Origin of the sequence: Mesorhizobium sp. M0317 (assembly GCF_040321555.1) — a bacterium.
Lineage (GTDB): Bacteria > Pseudomonadota > Alphaproteobacteria > Rhizobiales > Rhizobiaceae > Mesorhizobium.
In genome coordinates, this window is record NZ_JAMYRV010000059.1 from 26,324 (window position 1) to 42,249 (window position 15,926).

The 15,926-nt window shown below is 64.4% G+C and carries 15 protein-coding genes; 10 read left to right on the top strand and 5 right to left on the bottom strand.

Annotated elements, in window-relative coordinates; translation table 11 throughout:
- Window positions 1–341: 341 nt before the first annotated feature.
- From NKI88_RS28955 to NKI88_RS28965, 3 genes are all read left to right on the top strand, one after another.
- Complete coding sequence (locus NKI88_RS28955) at window positions 342–1,307, top strand: L-threonylcarbamoyladenylate synthase (protein ID WP_023727502.1); 966 nt, start codon at window positions 342–344, stop codon at window positions 1,305–1,307.
- A gap of 18 nt (window positions 1,308–1,325) precedes the next feature.
- Entirely contained in the window at window positions 1,326–2,756 is a 1,431-nt protein-coding gene (locus tag NKI88_RS28960; RefSeq protein WP_352658826.1) for an FAD-binding oxidoreductase, read from the top strand.
- A gap of 184 nt (window positions 2,757–2,940) precedes the next feature.
- A complete protein-coding gene (locus tag NKI88_RS28965; protein WP_023668457.1) occupies window positions 2,941–3,507 on the top strand; it encodes a DUF6101 family protein in 567 nt (188 codons plus the stop codon).
- 172 nt (window positions 3,508–3,679) lie between these two features.
- On the opposite strand, the gene ubiA is transcribed toward NKI88_RS28965, so the two are convergent.
- Together ubiA and NKI88_RS28975 are read right to left on the bottom strand one after the other, a co-directional pair.
- Window positions 3,680–4,663: a 4-hydroxybenzoate octaprenyltransferase gene (gene ubiA / locus NKI88_RS28970; protein WP_023692096.1), complete on the bottom strand. Its 984-nt coding sequence runs from the start codon at window positions 4,661–4,663 to the stop codon at window positions 3,680–3,682.
- A 51-nt stretch (window positions 4,664–4,714) separates the two neighbouring features.
- A complete protein-coding gene (locus NKI88_RS28975; protein ID WP_352658828.1) occupies window positions 4,715–5,626 on the bottom strand; it encodes a LysR family transcriptional regulator in 912 nt (303 codons plus the stop codon).
- 91 nt (window positions 5,627–5,717) lie between these two features.
- On the opposite strand from NKI88_RS28975, the gene NKI88_RS28980 reads away from it, so the two are divergent.
- Together NKI88_RS28980 and purD are read left to right on the top strand one after the other, a co-directional pair.
- Complete coding sequence (locus NKI88_RS28980) at window positions 5,718–6,512, top strand: phytanoyl-CoA dioxygenase family protein (protein WP_023709886.1); 795 nt, start codon at window positions 5,718–5,720, stop codon at window positions 6,510–6,512.
- A gap of 133 nt (window positions 6,513–6,645) precedes the next feature.
- Complete coding sequence (gene purD, locus NKI88_RS28985) at window positions 6,646–7,932, top strand: phosphoribosylamine--glycine ligase (RefSeq protein ID WP_023687125.1); 1,287 nt, start codon at window positions 6,646–6,648, stop codon at window positions 7,930–7,932.
- Between the two features lie 3 nt (window positions 7,933–7,935).
- On the opposite strand, the gene NKI88_RS28990 is transcribed toward purD, so the two are convergent.
- A complete protein-coding gene (locus NKI88_RS28990; protein WP_352658840.1) occupies window positions 7,936–9,048 on the bottom strand; it encodes a glycoside hydrolase family 25 protein in 1,113 nt (370 codons plus the stop codon).
- Window positions 9,049–9,493: 445 nt separating this feature from the next.
- On the opposite strand from NKI88_RS28990, the gene NKI88_RS28995 reads away from it, so the two are divergent.
- Entirely contained in the window at window positions 9,494–11,263 is a 1,770-nt protein-coding gene (locus tag NKI88_RS28995; protein WP_352658831.1) for an acyl-CoA dehydrogenase family protein, read from the top strand.
- A gap of 31 nt (window positions 11,264–11,294) precedes the next feature.
- Window positions 11,295–12,047, top strand: a complete 753-nt coding sequence (locus tag NKI88_RS29000) for a crotonase/enoyl-CoA hydratase family protein (RefSeq protein ID WP_352658842.1) — start codon at window positions 11,295–11,297, stop codon at window positions 12,045–12,047.
- Between the two features lie 8 nt (window positions 12,048–12,055).
- Here the strand turns inward: NKI88_RS29000 and pdxH are convergent, their stop codons facing one another.
- Window positions 12,056–12,685 carry a pyridoxamine 5'-phosphate oxidase gene (pdxH, locus tag NKI88_RS29005; protein WP_081725434.1) on the bottom strand — a complete coding sequence of 210 codons (630 nt, stop codon included), beginning with the start codon at window positions 12,683–12,685 and terminating at the stop codon, window positions 12,056–12,058.
- Window positions 12,686–12,713: 28 nt separating this feature from the next.
- On the opposite strand from pdxH, the gene NKI88_RS29010 reads away from it, so the two are divergent.
- Together NKI88_RS29010 and NKI88_RS29015 are read left to right on the top strand one after the other, a co-directional pair.
- Complete coding sequence (locus NKI88_RS29010; RefSeq protein WP_352658833.1) at window positions 12,714–13,175, top strand: RT0821/Lpp0805 family surface protein; 462 nt, start codon at window positions 12,714–12,716, stop codon at window positions 13,173–13,175.
- Between the two features lie 125 nt (window positions 13,176–13,300).
- Window positions 13,301–14,230 (top strand): DnaJ C-terminal domain-containing protein, encoded by a 930-nt coding sequence (locus NKI88_RS29015; RefSeq protein ID WP_352658835.1) that lies wholly within the window; start codon window positions 13,301–13,303, stop codon window positions 14,228–14,230.
- Between the two features lie 19 nt (window positions 14,231–14,249).
- Here NKI88_RS29015 and NKI88_RS29020 read toward each other — a convergent pair whose 3' ends face one another.
- Window positions 14,250–14,885 (bottom strand): TetR/AcrR family transcriptional regulator, encoded by a 636-nt coding sequence (locus NKI88_RS29020; protein WP_023692089.1) that lies wholly within the window; start codon window positions 14,883–14,885, stop codon window positions 14,250–14,252.
- Window positions 14,886–15,072: 187 nt separating this feature from the next.
- Between NKI88_RS29020 and mddA the strand changes: the two genes are divergently transcribed.
- Entirely contained in the window at window positions 15,073–15,807 is a 735-nt protein-coding gene (gene mddA, locus NKI88_RS29025; RefSeq protein ID WP_352658837.1) for a methanethiol S-methyltransferase, read from the top strand.
- The last annotated feature ends 119 nt before the right edge of the window (window positions 15,808–15,926 follow it).

Genomic DNA, 15,926 nt, shown 5'->3' on the forward strand with positions numbered 1-15,926 from the left:
GCCCTAACCGCAAATAGCCTTAACCCCAGTGGATTGATGCCGGCTTGCAGGGAAACGTAGCATTTTAGGCATTGATAATTCGCCAACGCCGGCTTGCCCGAAAACCACTGCCGTATTAGAGCAATTCCAGGAAAAGTGAGTAGCGGTTTTCCGTCCGGAATTGCGCAAAAACAAATACTTAGAGCGTTTCAGCGAACCGCTGAACCGCTCTAATGCATGTCGCTCAAAAGTGGCCCCGGTTTTGAGAGAACGACATGCATCAAAACAAAGACCTAAAGCGCGTCGCATGAATCCGGTTCAGCGCGACGCGCTTTAGGTCCGGTGCCTGTGAGGTGAAGCGAGTGGCTGAGATACTATCCGTCGGCGAAGCGATGGAGCAGGCGTTGGCGCTGCTCGAGGGCGGCGACGTCGTCGCTATCCCGACGGAGACCGTCTATGGACTGGCCAGCGACGCGACCAATGGCGTCGGCGTCGCCCGCATCTTCGAAGCCAAGGGCCGGCCGCGCTTCAACCCGCTGATCGCCCATGTCGCCGATCTCGCGATGGCCGAGCGCATTGCGATCTTCGACCCGCTGTCGAAGCGGCTGGCCGAGGCGTTCTGGCCGGGGCCGCTGACGCTGGTGCTGCCGCTCCGACCCGGCAACGGCATCCATCCGCTGGTCACCGCCGGGCTCGATACGATCGCGCTCCGCATGCCGAGGGGCTTCGGCGGCGAGCTGATCGCCAGGCTCGGCCGGCCGCTGGCCGCGCCCAGCGCGAACTCTTCGGGCAAGATAAGCGCCACGACGGCGCAAGCCGTGGCGGCCGATCTCGGCGCCAAAATCCGGCTGGTGGTCGATGGCGGCGCCACCCCGGTCGGGCTGGAATCGACCATCGTCAAGGTCGAAGGCAACAGCGTGCGGCTGCTGAGGCCAGGCGGCATCGCTGCCGCCGATATCGAGGCCGTCACCGGCCTCAAGCTGCAGCGCGGCGCGACGGCCGGCATCGAGGCGCCCGGCATGCTGGCGTCGCATTATGCGCCGGGCGCCGCGGTGCGGCTCGACGCGCAAAACGTGGTTGAAGGCGAGGCCTTGCTGGCCTTTGGCGTCCGCCGCGCCGAAGGCTGGCAAGCGGCGGCCGCCTTGCGCAACCTGTCGGCATCAGGCGATTTGCGCGAAGCCGCAAGCAATCTGTTCGCGTATCTGCAGGAACTCGACCGCAGCGGTGCGGCGACGATCGCCGTCGAGCCGATCCCGTTCGATGGGCTCGGCGAGGCGATCAACGATCGGCTGTTTCGTGCCGCTGCCCCCCGTGACAAGCTCGACTGAGCGCCATAGTTTGCGCCCATGAACGACTCCCCCTTCGATCTCGATCCCGCCCTCATCGACCGCTTCACTGCCATTGTCGGCGAAAAATATGCACTGAGCGACCAAGCCGATATTGCACCGTATCTTACCGAGAGGCGCGGTCTGTGGCATGGCAGGACCGCCTTGGTGCTGCGTCCCGGCAGCGTCGACCAGGTGAGCCGTATTATGCGGCTGGCGAGCGAGACGGGAACGCCGGTCGTGCCGCAAAGCGGCAACACCGGGCTGGTCGGCGCCCAGGTGCCTGACGCATCCGGCCGCGAGATCGTGCTTTCTTTGTCGCGGCTGAACCGCATTCGCGAGATCGACGTCTTCTCCAACACGGTAACCGTCGAGGCCGGCGTTATCCTGCAGACGCTGCAGGAAGCCGCCGACGCCGCCGACCGGCTGTTTCCGCTGTCGCTTGCCGCGCAAGGGTCCTGCCAGATCGGCGGCAATCTCTCGTCCAATGCCGGCGGCACCGGCGTGCTTGCCTATGGCAATGCGCGCGAACTCTGCCTTGGTGTCGAAGTCGTGCTGCCGACCGGCGAGGTGTTCGACGATCTGCGCAAACTGAAGAAGGACAACACCGGTTACGATCTGAAGAACCTGTTCGTCGGCGCCGAAGGCACGCTCGGCATCATCACTGCGGCGGTGCTGAAACTGTTTCCCAAGCCCAAGGGGCGCGAAGTGGCCTTTGCCGGCCTGTCGTCGCCGGAAGAAGCGCTTTCGCTGTTCAGCCTGGCGATGGACCGGGCAGGGGCGGCACTCACCGCCTTCGAGCTGATCGGCCAGCGTCCTTATGATTTCACGCTGCGCCATGCGCAGGGCGTCACGCGCCCGCTGGCGCAGGATTGGCCATGGTATGTGTTGATGCAGGTGTCGTCGGGCCGTTCGGCCGAGGACGCCAGGGGGCTGATCGAAGAAGTGCTGTCGGCAGGCCTCCAGCAAGGCATCGTCGGCGACGCGGTGATCGCGGCCAGCCTGGCGCAGGGCGACGCGTTCTGGAACTTCCGCGAGGTGCTGCCGGATTCGCAAAAGCCCGAAGGTGCTTCGATCAAGCATGATATTTCGGTGCCGGTGGCATCCATCCCGGCGTTTATCGAAAAGGCGGCCGGTGCAGTGGCTTCGGTCAGTCCGCAGGCGCGCGTGGTCTGCTTCGGTCATATGGGCGACGGCAATCTGCACTACAACATCTCCCGGCCGGAGGGCGGTGATGACGAAGCGTTTCTCGGCCTCTACCACGCCATGAACCATGCCGTGCACGATGTCGTGCGCTCCTTCCACGGTTCGATCTCGGCCGAGCATGGCATCGGCCAGTTGAAGCGCGACGAACTGATCGCCACCGCGCCGCCAATGGCGATCGAACTGATGCGCCGGGTGAAGGCCGTCTTCGATCCGGCCGGCATCATGAATCCCGGTAAGGTTATCTGATCCTTTCAACATTTTGTGGCTGGTCTCATTCCGATAACCATCGCCTGAGATCAGCAAAATTTAACTGACTTTCTTAAGCCGCGCGGCAGAAGCTCGCGCTAATGTTTCACACAACGAGGCCGGGAAAACTGGCCCGGTGGGATCCGTGAAAGCGGCTCTCAGGAGAAACACAGGAAGGCAGCAGATGAACAGTGTATTGAAGCCCGTCTGGGCCGGGCGCAACATGCGCCTCGACCCATTCCGCCTGCCGCAAGTGGTGAGCTATGCCACGCGCGACGACTATGGCGACGTTACCTTCACCATCGACCAGCGCGGCGCCGTCATCCGCCGCACGCTCGAGATGAGCGGCGTGCCGGCGATCATCGCGCTGCCCGCCAACGCGTTTCGCGGCGTCGCCGCCCGCGCGATGGAGGATGCGCAAGGCAATGTCACGGTAACCCTCGAACTCCTGCACAACGACCCGATGCTGTCGGTGCCGCTGCTGGTGGCCGACGATCTCGACGACGTCGCCGCCGACTGGCGCGCCTGGGCCGATGCTTACCGGCTGCAGATGCTGCTGATCGAATCCGACGGCATTGCCCGCACGCTTGAGGAATCGCTCGGCGCCGCCATCAAGGCGCTGCCGGCCAAGGATCGCCGCAAGGGCCGGGTCTCCACCACGCGCCGCCCGCGCTTCCTCGCCCGCCGCAGGGCCGGCAATCTCGGGCTGAGGCTGGTTATTGATGGCCAGGAGATTATTTCGAGAGAATAGAGCGCTCTTCTCCTTCCCCCTTGTGGGGGAAGGTGGATTGCCGCGAAGCGGCAAGACGGATGAGGGGTGTTCCAGGGAACGCCAACGCCTCACTCCGCTGGAGCACCCCTCATCCGTCTCGGCGCTGCGCGTCGATCCACCTTCTCCCACAAGGGGAGAAGGAAGAGGGAGCCTACACCAGCGGCTTTAGCGCCACCCACAGCGCACCGCCGATCAGGCCGATGAAGATCAACCAGCCGACCTGGTTGTTGGATTTGAACAGCCGCAGGCATTGATCGGGATCGTCGATATCCAGAACCGCTATCTGCCGCGCCATATGGGCGCCGGCGGCGATCAGCCCGGCCAGCGCCACCACAGGCGCCTGCGCCGAGGCGAAGGCGATGGCGAAGCAGACCAGCGTGCCGCCATAAAGCCCGACCAGCCAGGTCTTGGTGTTGTCGCCGAACAGCCGCGCCGTCGAGCGCACGCCGACAATGGCGTCGTCTTCCTTGTCCTGATGCGCGTAGATAGTGTCGTAGCCGATCACCCACAGGATTGAGCCGATATAGAGCATGACGGCCGGGCCATCGAGATCGCCGAACTCCACCGCCCAGCCCATCAGCGCACCCCAGGAGAAGGCGAGCCCGAGCACCAACTGCGGCCAGTTGGTGAAGCGCTTCATGAAGGGATAGACGGCAACGATGACCAGCGAGACGATGCCGAGCGGAATGGCGAAGTCGTTGAACTGCAACAGCACGACGAGGCCCAGCAACGCCTGGATGACCAGGAATATCCAGGCCTGGCGGCGCGTCACCTTGCCGGCCGGCAGCGGCCGCGAACGGGTGCGCTCGACCTTGTTGTCGATGTCCTGGTCGACAATGTCGTTATAGGTGCAGCCGGCGCCACGCATGGCGACGGCGCCGACAAAGAACAGGAACAGGAACCACGGCGACGGCAGCAATGTGAGCAACGGGTCTGCCGGGCGCGGATAGGCGCTGGCCGCAAGCGCTGCCGACCACCAGCAGGGCCACAGCAGCAATTGCCAGCCGATCGGCCGGTCCCAGCGCGCAAGCTGCGCGTAAGGCCACAGCCAGCGCGGCAATATCTTGTAGACCCAATGGCCGCTCGGCGCGTCGGCGACGCGGCCCTGTGCGGCTTTCGACTGGATGGTTTCCATCGTGCTGGAGTGGCAGCAGCGGCGTGCGCCGTCAAGCGGCCGCATTGTCGCTCAGGCGGTGAAAACATCGTGGCTGGCAAACCATTCCTTCGCCACCTCCGTGAAGGCCAGCGCCGCCTTCGACAGCCTTTGCCTTGTGTCATGGGTGAGGATGATGCGCTGCATCGGCAGCGGATCGGACAGCGGCTTGCAGACCAGCGGCAGCCCGTCATAACTCCTGTCGCCATAAGGCCTGGTGTAGCTCACCGCGACGCCGAAGCCGTTGGCGACCATGCTGCGCTGCAGTTCGAACGAACTCGCCGTCGATTGCGAGACCGGCGACAGGCCGCGGCTGAGGAACAGGTCCAGCATATGCTGCCAGCTATGCGGCTGGTCGGTGGTGATCAAGGGATGGGTCGCCAGCTCCGCCAGGCTGACGCTGGCCTGGCTGGCCAGCGCGTGGCCTTGCGGCAGAAGCGCGTGTGGCCGCAGCTCATGCAGCAGGATGCGGGCGAAGTGCGAGGGCAGGCCGAGATCGTAGGTCAGGCCGAGATCGATTGCCGCATCGCCGAGCCGCCGGCCCAGCGTCTCGAAGGTCTCGTCGCGGACCACCACGGTGACCGCCGGGCAGCGTTGCGAAAAAGCGCGGATCAGCGCCGGCGCGAAATAAGGCGCCAGATCCTCGAAACAGCCGAGCACAAGTTCGCCCCCGACATCGGCGTCGCGCGTCCCGAGCCCAACCAGTTCGTCCGCTTCGGCCAGCACCTGCTTTGCCTTCGCCACCGCGCTGCGGCCGAACGAGGTCAGCGCGATGCCGCTGCCGCGCTGGCGCACGAACAGTTTCTGGCCGAGCGTCGCTTCGACATTGTCGATCGCCACCGAGATCGAGGGCTGCGAGACGTTCAGCATCCGCGCGGCCGCGGTGACGCTGCCATGCCGTGCGACGGCGACGAGGTAACGCAGCTGGGTGAGGGTCAGATTCATAGTCTAAAACTATAAGAGAGATGAGAAGTTATTATTTTACGCGATGTGCGGCGGCTGCGATAGTCGGTCATCGAAACAGGGAAGACATGAGATGGCCGCCAGACATATCGATGCCGCAGCGATTGCCGACTACCAGCGCGACGGCGCGGTCTGCATACGCGGCGCTTTCAAGGACTGGGTCGGCACCATCGGCGCCGGCATCGAGCGCAACATGCAAAACCGCAGCGCCACGGCGTCGGACATCGCCAACGGCAAGGGCAGCTTCTTCGACGATTACTGCAATTGGGAGCGCATTCCCGAATTCGTCGACGTGGTGCGCAATTCCCCGGCCGCGGAACTCGCGGCAGCGGCGATGCAGTCGCGCAGCGCCCAGTTCTTCCACGACCATGTGCTGGTCAAGGAACCGGGCACGCAAAAGCCGACGCCTTGGCACCAGGACATCCCGTATTACTTCGTCGATGGCACCCAGACCGTCAGCTTCTGGATTCCGATCGATCCGGTCAAGGAAGCGACGCTGCGGCTGATCGCCGGCTCGCACAAATGGGACAAGATGATCCTGCCGGTGCGCTGGCTAGATGACAGCAATTTCTATGCCGGCGAGGGCGATTATCTGCCCGTGCCGGATCCAGACAAGGACCCGTCGCTGAAGGTGCTCGAATGGGAGATGGAGCCGGGCGACGCCATCCTGTTCGACTTCCGCACCGCGCATGGTGCGCGCGGCAATCCGACCGCGGCGCGGCGCCGGGCGCTGTCGCTGCGCTGGGTCGGCGACGATGCGCGCTATGTCGAGCGCCCCGGCCGTACCTCGCCGCCCTATGCCGGCCATGACATGAAGCCCGGCCAGAAACTGCGCGAGGACTGGTTTCCAGTGGTCTTCCAGAGCTGATACCGGCCGGGGACGCCGTGCTCTCGGCGCGACGTTCCCGTGCGCAACCGGTATGGCGCAAGGTAAAACTCTTGACCCGCGCCGCCCGGGGCAATAGCGCAGTCCCTGTCGTGAAATGACAAGGGACATCGGCATGCGCGTTTTGTTGATCGGCTCCGGCGGCCGCGAACATGCCCTGGCCTGGAAGATCGCGGCCTCGCCGCTTTTGACCAGGCTCTATGCCGTGCCCGGCAATCCGGGCATCGCCCACGAGGCCGAACTGGTCAAGCTCGACATCGCCGACCATGCCGCTGTTGCCAGCTTCTGCCAGGACAACGCGATCGATCTCGTCGTCGTCGGGCCGGAAGGGCCGCTGGTCGCCGGCATTGCCGACGATCTGCGTGAGCAGGGCATCCGCGTCTTCGGCCCGTCGAAGCGGGCAGCGCGGCTCGAAGGCTCGAAAGGTTTTACCAAGGACCTTTGCGCCAAATACGGCATCCCGACCGCCGCCTATGGCCGCTTCACCGATCTTGCCTCGGCGAAAGCCTATGTCGAAAAGGTCGGCGCGCCGATCGTCATCAAGGCCGACGGGCTTGCCGCCGGCAAGGGCGTCACCATCGCCATGACGCTGGACGAGGCGCGCGCCGCCCTCGATGCTTGTTTCGACGGCGCATTCGGTGACGCCGGCGCTGAGGTCGTGGTCGAGGAATTCATGACCGGCGAGGAGGCGAGTTTCTTCTGCCTGTGCGACGGCACGACCGCACTTCCCTTTGGCACCGCGCAGGACCACAAGCGCGTCGGCGATGGCGATACCGGCCCCAACACCGGCGGCATGGGCGCCTATTCGCCGGCGCCGGTGATGAGCCCCGAAATGGTCGAGCGCACCATGCGCGAGATCGTCGAGCCGACCATGCGCGGCATGGCCGAGCTTGGCGCGCCGTTCGCCGGCATTCTGTTTGCCGGGCTGATGATCACCGACAAGGGGCCGAAGCTGATCGAATACAACACCCGCTTCGGCGATCCCGAGTGTCAGGTGCTGATGATGCGGCTGAAGGACGATCTGCTGGTGCTGCTCAACGCCGCCGTCGACGGCCAGTTGGCGCACAGTTCGATCCGCTGGCGCGACGATGCCGCGCTGACCGTGGTGATGGCGGCACAGGGCTATCCCGGGACGCCGGAAAAAGGCTCGGTCATTCGGGGTCTCGACGAAGCCGCTGGCGAAGGCGTTGAGATTTTCCATGCCGGCACTGCCATCAATGGCGGCGCGCTGGTCGCCAATGGCGGCCGCGTGCTCAACGTCACGGCATCAGGCAAGACGGTGGGCGAAGCGCAAAGCCGCGCTTACGCCGCGCTCGACCGTATCGACTGGCCGCAAGGCTTCTGCCGCCGCGACATAGGCTGGCAGGCGGTGGCGCGGGAAAAGGCCAGCGCCGCCACATAAGCCTCAGCGCTCGCGAACCAGTTCCGTCGAAGCGGTGCTGACCGGGTCGGCGGCCTGCGAGAAGGCGGCCTCGAGCAGAGCCTCCGAACGATACGTGGTCCGCTTCCAGGCGACATACTCGGCAATGCCGAAGCGCGCGCGGCGCGGCACCGTCTTGACCACCGGCATGCGGAAGGCGGCGCGGAATGTCTGCCAGCGCGCGCCGAGCACCGCCACCATTTCCTCGACCGTCGGTGGCGTCGCCACATCGGCGTATGTGATGGTGACTTTGCCGGCGAGCCCGGCCGCGCGCGACACCGGCACCGGTATTGAGGCGAGGTAGTCGGGCGGCACGTCGATCAGGCCGCCGAAGGGCCATTGCTGGCGCAGTGCCGCCGCGTCCATCGGCGCGACGTTGACGTCGATGTCGTTGGGCGTGCCGGCGACGCGGTAGGGGCAGCGCAGGCGCCCGCAATTGGCCTGCGCCGAGAACTGCCACAGCGCATAGCCCTGCCAGTTGCCCATCGGAAAATGCACGTCGATGTCGGGCTTGTAGCGCGCATACCAGAGCGGCAGCCGCGACAGCAGACGGTATTGGTAGCGGTTGTCGGCGATGTACTGGGCGGTCTTGCCGTTGGTGTAGAGGATCGGGAAACGGCCGAGCCGCCGGTGCACCTGGCGCACGAATTCCTCGGCATCCTCGAGCGACATCCATTGCGAGGGGTCGTTGCCTTCGAGATCGAGGGCGAGCAGATCGTCAGGGGCTGGCTCGGCGAAATCGATGAAACTGTTGGCCTGCTCGAGCGGATTGCCGGGGCGGGCAAGATGATACGCGCCCCATTTCAGCCCGAGCGCCTTGGCCACCACCTTGCGCGTCTGAAACAGCTCGCGCGTCACCGCAAAGCGTTTCCACAATGTCTTGCAGAGTTTGACCGTAGGCTCGTCGCCGTAGCAGAAATAGGGCGGCGGCAGCCCGTCGGAGGCCTTGTTGATGAAGCCGACAATGCGCTTGTCGGTGGCAAGCTGCGCCCACTCGATGGAATTGTATTCATAGGCGTCGACTACCAGCGCGCGGTCGCCATCCCGCCAAGGCTCGGAAAAGTCCGAGGCTGTAGCCGCTGACGTCAGCGCCATCATCGCCGCGAGAGCGATCGCTGAGCGGCGAAGAAGATGCGCCGGCGTTTTCAAACAGGGATCCCCGCTGACCAAACACCGATGGTGGACCGGTATGGTTAAGGAAGTGCTTTCGGCAGGAGTCCTGTCGCTCTCGCGATTTCGTCATTCTATGGCGAAGCAAGGAGCGAAGCGACGCGGCGCGGACCATAGTATGCATTCCGCGACTTCGAAGCGTTGCCACGGCGCAGAATTCTGCACCGTTGCGCCCCTAGCGCGAGGTCGCGACATGGTACTCGGCGTCCGCTACGCTCCCGCTCCACCTGTGGACGACGAAGTTCGATGAAAATCCGCGTGACAAAGTTTGACGTTTACGTAAAAAGAACGTCGGAGGCCGCCCAGAGGCGGATGGTTTTGCATCGGCCCGGGTCCTAGGATCGAGCGATCGGAGCAGCGGAGGAGAAGCGGCATGTACAAGGCCCCGGTCGACGACATTTCGTTCACGCTCAAGCATGTCGCCGGGCTCAAGCCGGCACTCGACAGCGGCGCGTTCGGGGACCTCGGCGAAGACCTTGTCGACGCCATCCTGGCCGAGGCCGGCCGCTTCGCCAGCGAGGAGGTGGCGCCGCTCTACAAGATCGGCGACCAGCACGGCGCGGTGCTGAAGGATGCAGCCGTGACCATGCCGCCCGGTTGGAAGGCGCTTTACCGCAGCTGGATCGACGGTGGCTGGAACGCGTTGTCGGGGCCGGAAGAATTTGGTGGCCAGGGCCTGCCGACCATGCTCGGCGTTGCCGCGCTCGAGATGTGGAACTCCGCCGCCATGGCCTTCGGCATCGGCCCGACGCTGACCATGGGCGCCGTCGAGGCGCTGGACAAGCATGCCTCCGAAGCGCTGAAGGCAAAGTATCTGGCAAAGCTCGTCTCCGGCGAGTGGATGGGGACGATGAACCTGACCGAGCCGCAGGCCGGTTCCGATCTCGCCGCCTTGCGCAGTCGCGCCGAGCCTGCCGGCGACGGCACCTACCGCATCTTCGGCCAGAAAATCTTCATCACCTATGGCGAGCATGATTTCACCGACAACATCATCCATCTGGTGTTGGCGCGGCTGCCCGACGCACCGGCCGGCACGCGCGGTATTTCGTTGTTCCTGGTGCCGAAATTCCTGGTCAATGATCACGGCTCGCTCGGCGCCCGCAACGACGTCTTCTGTTCCGGCCTCGAGCACAAGCTCGGCATCCATGCCTCGCCGACTTGCACCATGATCTATGGCGACGGGTTCCAGGGTGCTGCGCCCGGCGCCATCGGTTGGCTGATCGGCGAGGAGAACAAGGGGCTCGCCTGCATGTTCACCATGATGAACAACGCGAGGCTTTGCGTCGGCATGCAGGGCGTGGCAGTGGCCGAAGCCGCGACGCAGAAGGCGATCGCCTATGCCAATGAGCGCCGCCAGGGCAAGGCATCGGACTTTTCAGGCGCCGGGATGGCGCCGATCGTCCATCACCCCGACGTGCAGCGCAATCTCTTGACCATGAAGGCTTTGACCCAGATCGCCCGCGCCATCAGCTATTCCTGCGCCCATGCCATCGACCTCGCGCGAGTCTCGCCCGGCGATCAGGCCGCGCATTGGCGCGACCGCGCCAATCTGCTGACGCCGCTGGCCAAGGCCTTTTCCACCGATATCGGCGTCGATATCGCATCGCTCGGCGTCCAGGTCCACGGCGGCATGGGCTTCATCGAGGAGACGGGCGCGGCCGCGCTCTATCGCGACGCCCGCATTGCGCCGATCTATGAAGGCACCAACGGCATCCAGGCGATCGACCTTGTAGCCCGCAAATTGCCGCTTGGCGGCGGCGAGCATGTGCATGGCTATATCGCCGAACTGAAGGCCATCGCCGACGAGGTGCGGACCTCGAACCTGCAGGGCTTCGGCCGCACCGCCGAAGCGCTTGACCAGGCGTTCGACGATCTCACCGAGGCGACGCGCTTCCTGCAGAAACTGCTAGCCGATGGCCGCCTCGACGAAGCTCAGGCCGGTGCGACACCCTATCTCAGGCTGATCTCGCTTGCTGCCGGCGGCGCCTATCTGGGGCGCGGCGGACTTGCCGAGCAAAGCCGCATCGCCCTTTGCCGCTTCTTCGCCGAAAACCTGCTCGGCGAAGTCAGCGCCTTGAAGGAACGCGTCATCGATGGCGCCGAGAGCCTCGCTACCGCCGGCAAGGCGCTGATAACGGCCTGAATACCAGAGCGCTCACCAGGGAAGAATGACCGTGACAGACCATATTCTCGTCGAGCGCCAGGGCGCCATCCAGATCATCCGCATGAACCGTCCCGACAAGAAGAACGCACTGACGCGCGCCATGTACGCGACAATGTCCAAGGCGCTGGCTGATGGCGATGCCGACCCGGCGGTTCGCGTCCATGTCTTCCTCGGCGTTTCAGGCGCCTTCTCTTCCGGCAACGATCTCGCCGATTTCCTGGTCATCGCCACCGGCGGTGAGGGCGGCAACGAGGTCTGGGACTTCCTGATGGCGCTGGCCAAAACGGAGAAGCCGATGGTCTCCGGCGTCGACGGCATTGCGGTCGGCATCGGCACCACGCTCAATTTGCATTGCGACCTGACTTTCGCCACGCCGCGCACCGTCTTCCGCACGCCCTTCGTCGACCTCGGCCTGGTGCCGGAGGCGGGCTCCAGCCTGCTGGCCCCGCTCATCCTCGGCAGGCAGGGCGCCTTCGCGCTGCTTGGCCTCGGCGAAGGTTTTTCCGCCGAGCGCGCCAAGGCCGCCGGCCTGATCTATGAGGTGGTCGAGGAGGACGGGCTAGAAGCTACGGTACTCGCAGCAGCCGGCGCGATCGCCGCCAAGCCGCCGCAGGCGCTGAAGATTGCGCGTGACCTGATGCGCGCCCCGCGCGACGAGCTTGTCGCCCGCATCAAGGTGGAGAGCGAGCATTTCTCCGAGCGGCTGAAGTCCGACGAAGCGCGCGCCGCGTTGACCGCGTTTATGACTAGGAAGAAGGCCTGAACTTATCCTCAGGGATAAAGCCGTGTCTTGTCCCAGCCGCCTTCGGCGTTGCGCGAAAAGACCAGCCGATCGTGCAGACGGAATGGCCGGTCGTGCCAGAACTCGATCGCCTGCGGCACGATGCGGAAGCCCGACCAGTGCTTTGGCCGCGGGATTTCGCCGATAGGGTAGCGCGCCGTGTATTCGGCCACCGCCTTCTCCAGGGCAAAGCGGCTTTCCAGCGGCCGCGACTGTTTCGAAGCCCATGCGCCGATCCGGCTGCCGCGCGGCCGCGTCGCGTAATAGGCGTCGGCTTCAGCGTCGCTGACGATCTCCACCGGACCGCGTATGCGCACCTGGCGGCGCAGCGATTTCCAGTGGAAGCACATCGCCGCCTTCATGCTGCCAAGAATCTCGCGGCCCTTGGCGCTCTCGAAATTCGTGTAGAAGACAAAGCCGCTTTCATCGAAACCCTTGAGCAGCACCATCCGCACATCCGGCATGCCGTCGGCATCGACGGTTGCAAGTGCTACGCCGTTGGCGTCGTTGATTTCGCTTTTCTTGGCGTCCTCCAGCCACTCGGCAAAGAGCCGGAACGGCTCGGCGGCTTCGGTAAAGTCACTACTTGTTAACTCAGTGTCACTCATAGTTTTTCTCAAATTGTCTCGAGCTTCAGGAGGTTGCCGATTGTCGCGTATCGCGCAAGCTTTTGACAGCGGGCAATGGAGCGTTATCGCTTCGGCCAGTTCGAAAGCCGTGATCGTGATTATCGCCCTGCCGCTTGCCGCCTGCGGCGCCGGCGGCTTCAGCCTGGAAAAGGCCGAGGTCGATCGTTCCATCGTCACCTCAAGCGCGCCGGCGAGGGTGACATCGACGGACGCCGACAGCGCTTCCGACCAGACCACGATCGGCAATGCGGTGTCTTCGGCCGACATCGAGGAGCTTCGCGGCCAGGCCGTGCCGTGGGCGAATGCCGACACCGGCTCGCGGGGCTCCATCACCGAACTCGCCGAAGTGCAGGACAACGGCCAGGCCTGCCGCAGCTTTACCGCCTCGCGCGAAAGCTTCGACGGCGTCGCTTTGTTCAAGGGGCAATTGTGCATCACCGCGGCCGGCGGCTGGCACATGCAGGACTTCAAACCGCTCTGATTTTTCGAGGTTTGCGGGCGCTGCAATTTCAACCCTCGATAAGCCTGTGCGCCACTGGAATTTCTTCCTATGGGAGCGCATATAAGGGCCAACGTGGATTTAACTCATTTTCCAGGGCAGGACGCATGCGCGACCCCTATGAGGTGCTGGGCGTTGCCAAGAACGCATCGGCCAAGGACATAAAATCGGCCTACCGCAAGCTCGCCAAGAAGTATCATCCGGACCAGAATCCGAATGATCCCAAGGCCAAGGACCGTTTTGCCGCCGCCAATCAGGCCTATGAGGTCGTCGGCGACGAGAAGAACCGTGCGGCCTTCGACCGCGGCGAGATCGACGCCGACGGCAAGCCGAAATTCCAGGGCTTCGAGGGTGCAGCCGGCGGCGGCGATCCGTTCGGTGGCTTCCGCCGCCAGCAGGGCGCCGGCGGCTCGCGCTTCGAATTCCGATCGGGGCGTCCGGGCGGCGATCCGTTCGACGGCAACAGCGACATTTTCAGCCAGATCTTCGGCGACGCCTTTTCCGGCGCGCGCGGCGCCGGAACAGGCGACCGCCGCCAGCAGGCGACCGCCGCCGATCTGAACGTCACGCTCGACGTCACCATCGAGGAGATAGCGACCGCCGACAAGGTGACGGCGATGTTCCCCGACGGCCGCAAGATCGCGGTCAAGCTGCCGGTCTATGTCGAGGATGGCCAGACCATCCGGCTGAAGGGCCAGGGCGAGCAGGGGCCGGGACAGCCGGGCGATGCGCTGGTCAAGATCCGTATCCGCAGGCACCCGCGCTACCGCATCGAGGGCCGTGACCTGCATGCCGATCTGGAGGTAGCGTTGGCCGACGCGGTGCTGGGCGCCAAGGTGCCGGTCGACACGCCGACCGGCAGGCTGGCGGTCAACATTCCGGCCTGGTCGAGTTCCGATAAGGTGCTGCGCCTGAAGGGCAGGGGCTTGCCGGAAAAGGCCGGCGGCCATGGCGATCTCTACGCCCATGTCCGCATCATGCTGCCGGAAGGCGGCGACAGCGAACTCGAAGCGCTGATGCGCAGCCGCAAAGGCTGACGCGGCTCGACTTCGCTGGCTAGCTGCCGGGCGCTGCTTCCTCCATCCGCCGGATGGTTTCGCCGAAGCGGCGCAACGCCTGCCGCACCGGGACATGCGGGCTCTCGATCTCAAGCAGGATCATCGTCTCGCTGCCGAGGAAGGCGGCGCTGACCAGGCTGGTCACTTCGGCGGCGGAGAATGGCCCGAGGCCGCCAAACCGCCGCTCCGCCTCTTGCGCCAGTCCGTCCAGCAGTTCGAACCAGCCGCGCAGGTCGCGGCGCACCGCCTTGGCGATTTCGGGGCTCGACAGGCTTGCCGCGATCATCTCGTGCAGGATCCGGACATAGCCGGACGCCAGATCATCGTCGAGGAAATCGCAAGCGCGCTCCCAGCGTTGCCACAGCGGCATAGGTGCCGCGAAAGTCTCCGCCTGGCGTTTCAGCAGGCCCTCGTTCAGATGGTCCAGCAGGGCCAGGAACAGCCGTTCCTTGGAGCCGAAATGGTAATGGATCTGGCTGAGCGGAACGCCGGCGATCTCGGCAACGCGGCGCGTCGACAGATCGGCATAACCGCCTCGATGGAGGCATAATTCGGCAGCCGAAATCAGTTCGGCGCGCGTGTCGCGCTTTTGCTTGTTCTGCGGCGGGGTAACGGCTTCGGCAGCGTCCGTCATGCGGCGTGGCTGCCGCTGGTAGCGGTGCAATCTGGGCGGATCATAGCTTCTCCTGTCCGGGGCTGGACGTCCCTCCACTCTATCTCGGTCGAGCGACCGATCAAGTTGACTCGTCAGAAAATTTATGGTTTTTGACGCTGAATTCGGTCGACCGACCGAATCCTGATGCTTGCACGGAGGGGCAGTCATGGCGGGCGTAATCACCCTTATCTACGGCGTTGCCGCATACCTGATTTTTCTCGGTTCGTTTCTCTATGCGGTCGGTTTCGTCGGCAACATGGTCGTGCCGAAATCGATCGATTCCGGAGTCGCTGGAAGTCCGGTCGAAGCCGTCATCGTCAATGCACTGCTGCTCGGCCTTTTCGCCGCCCAGCACAGCATCATGGCGCGGCCGGTTTTCAAGCGCTGGTGGACACGGATTGTCCCGCACGCGGCCGAACGCAGCACCTATGTGCTTTTGGCCAGCCTCATCCTGCTGCTGCTCTACTGGCAATGGCGGCCGATTCCCGGTCTCGTCTGGACGGTCGAGAACCCGGTCTGGGTCGCCGTCATCCATGGCGTGTTCTGGCTCGGCTGGGCGGTATTGTTGACCAGCACCTTTCTGATCAACCATTTCGAACTGTTCGGCTTGCGCCAGGTTCTCGCCGCTTTGCGCAAGAGCGAACCGGCGCCGCCCGTGTTCAGGACGCCGCTGTTCTACAAATGGGTCCGGCACCCGCTCTATGTCGGGTTTCTCCTGGCCTTCTGGGCGACGCCGTCGATGACATGGGGCCATCTTCTGTTCGCGGCGGGCAGCATCGGCTACATCCTGCTCGGCATCTTCCTCGAGGAACGCGATCTCGTCGCGATGTTTGGCGATCAGTACCGCCTCTACCGCAAGCAGGTGGGAATGCTCATTCCCTGGCGCAAAATGGCTGGATAGGGCCGATGCGTTGCCGCCCCCCCCCGTGGGGGGGGGGGCCCGGGGGGGGGGCCGCACGGGGGCCGGGCGCCCATGGGGGGTGAAAAAACACAAAAAACCAGTTTAATTGTTGGTAGTAT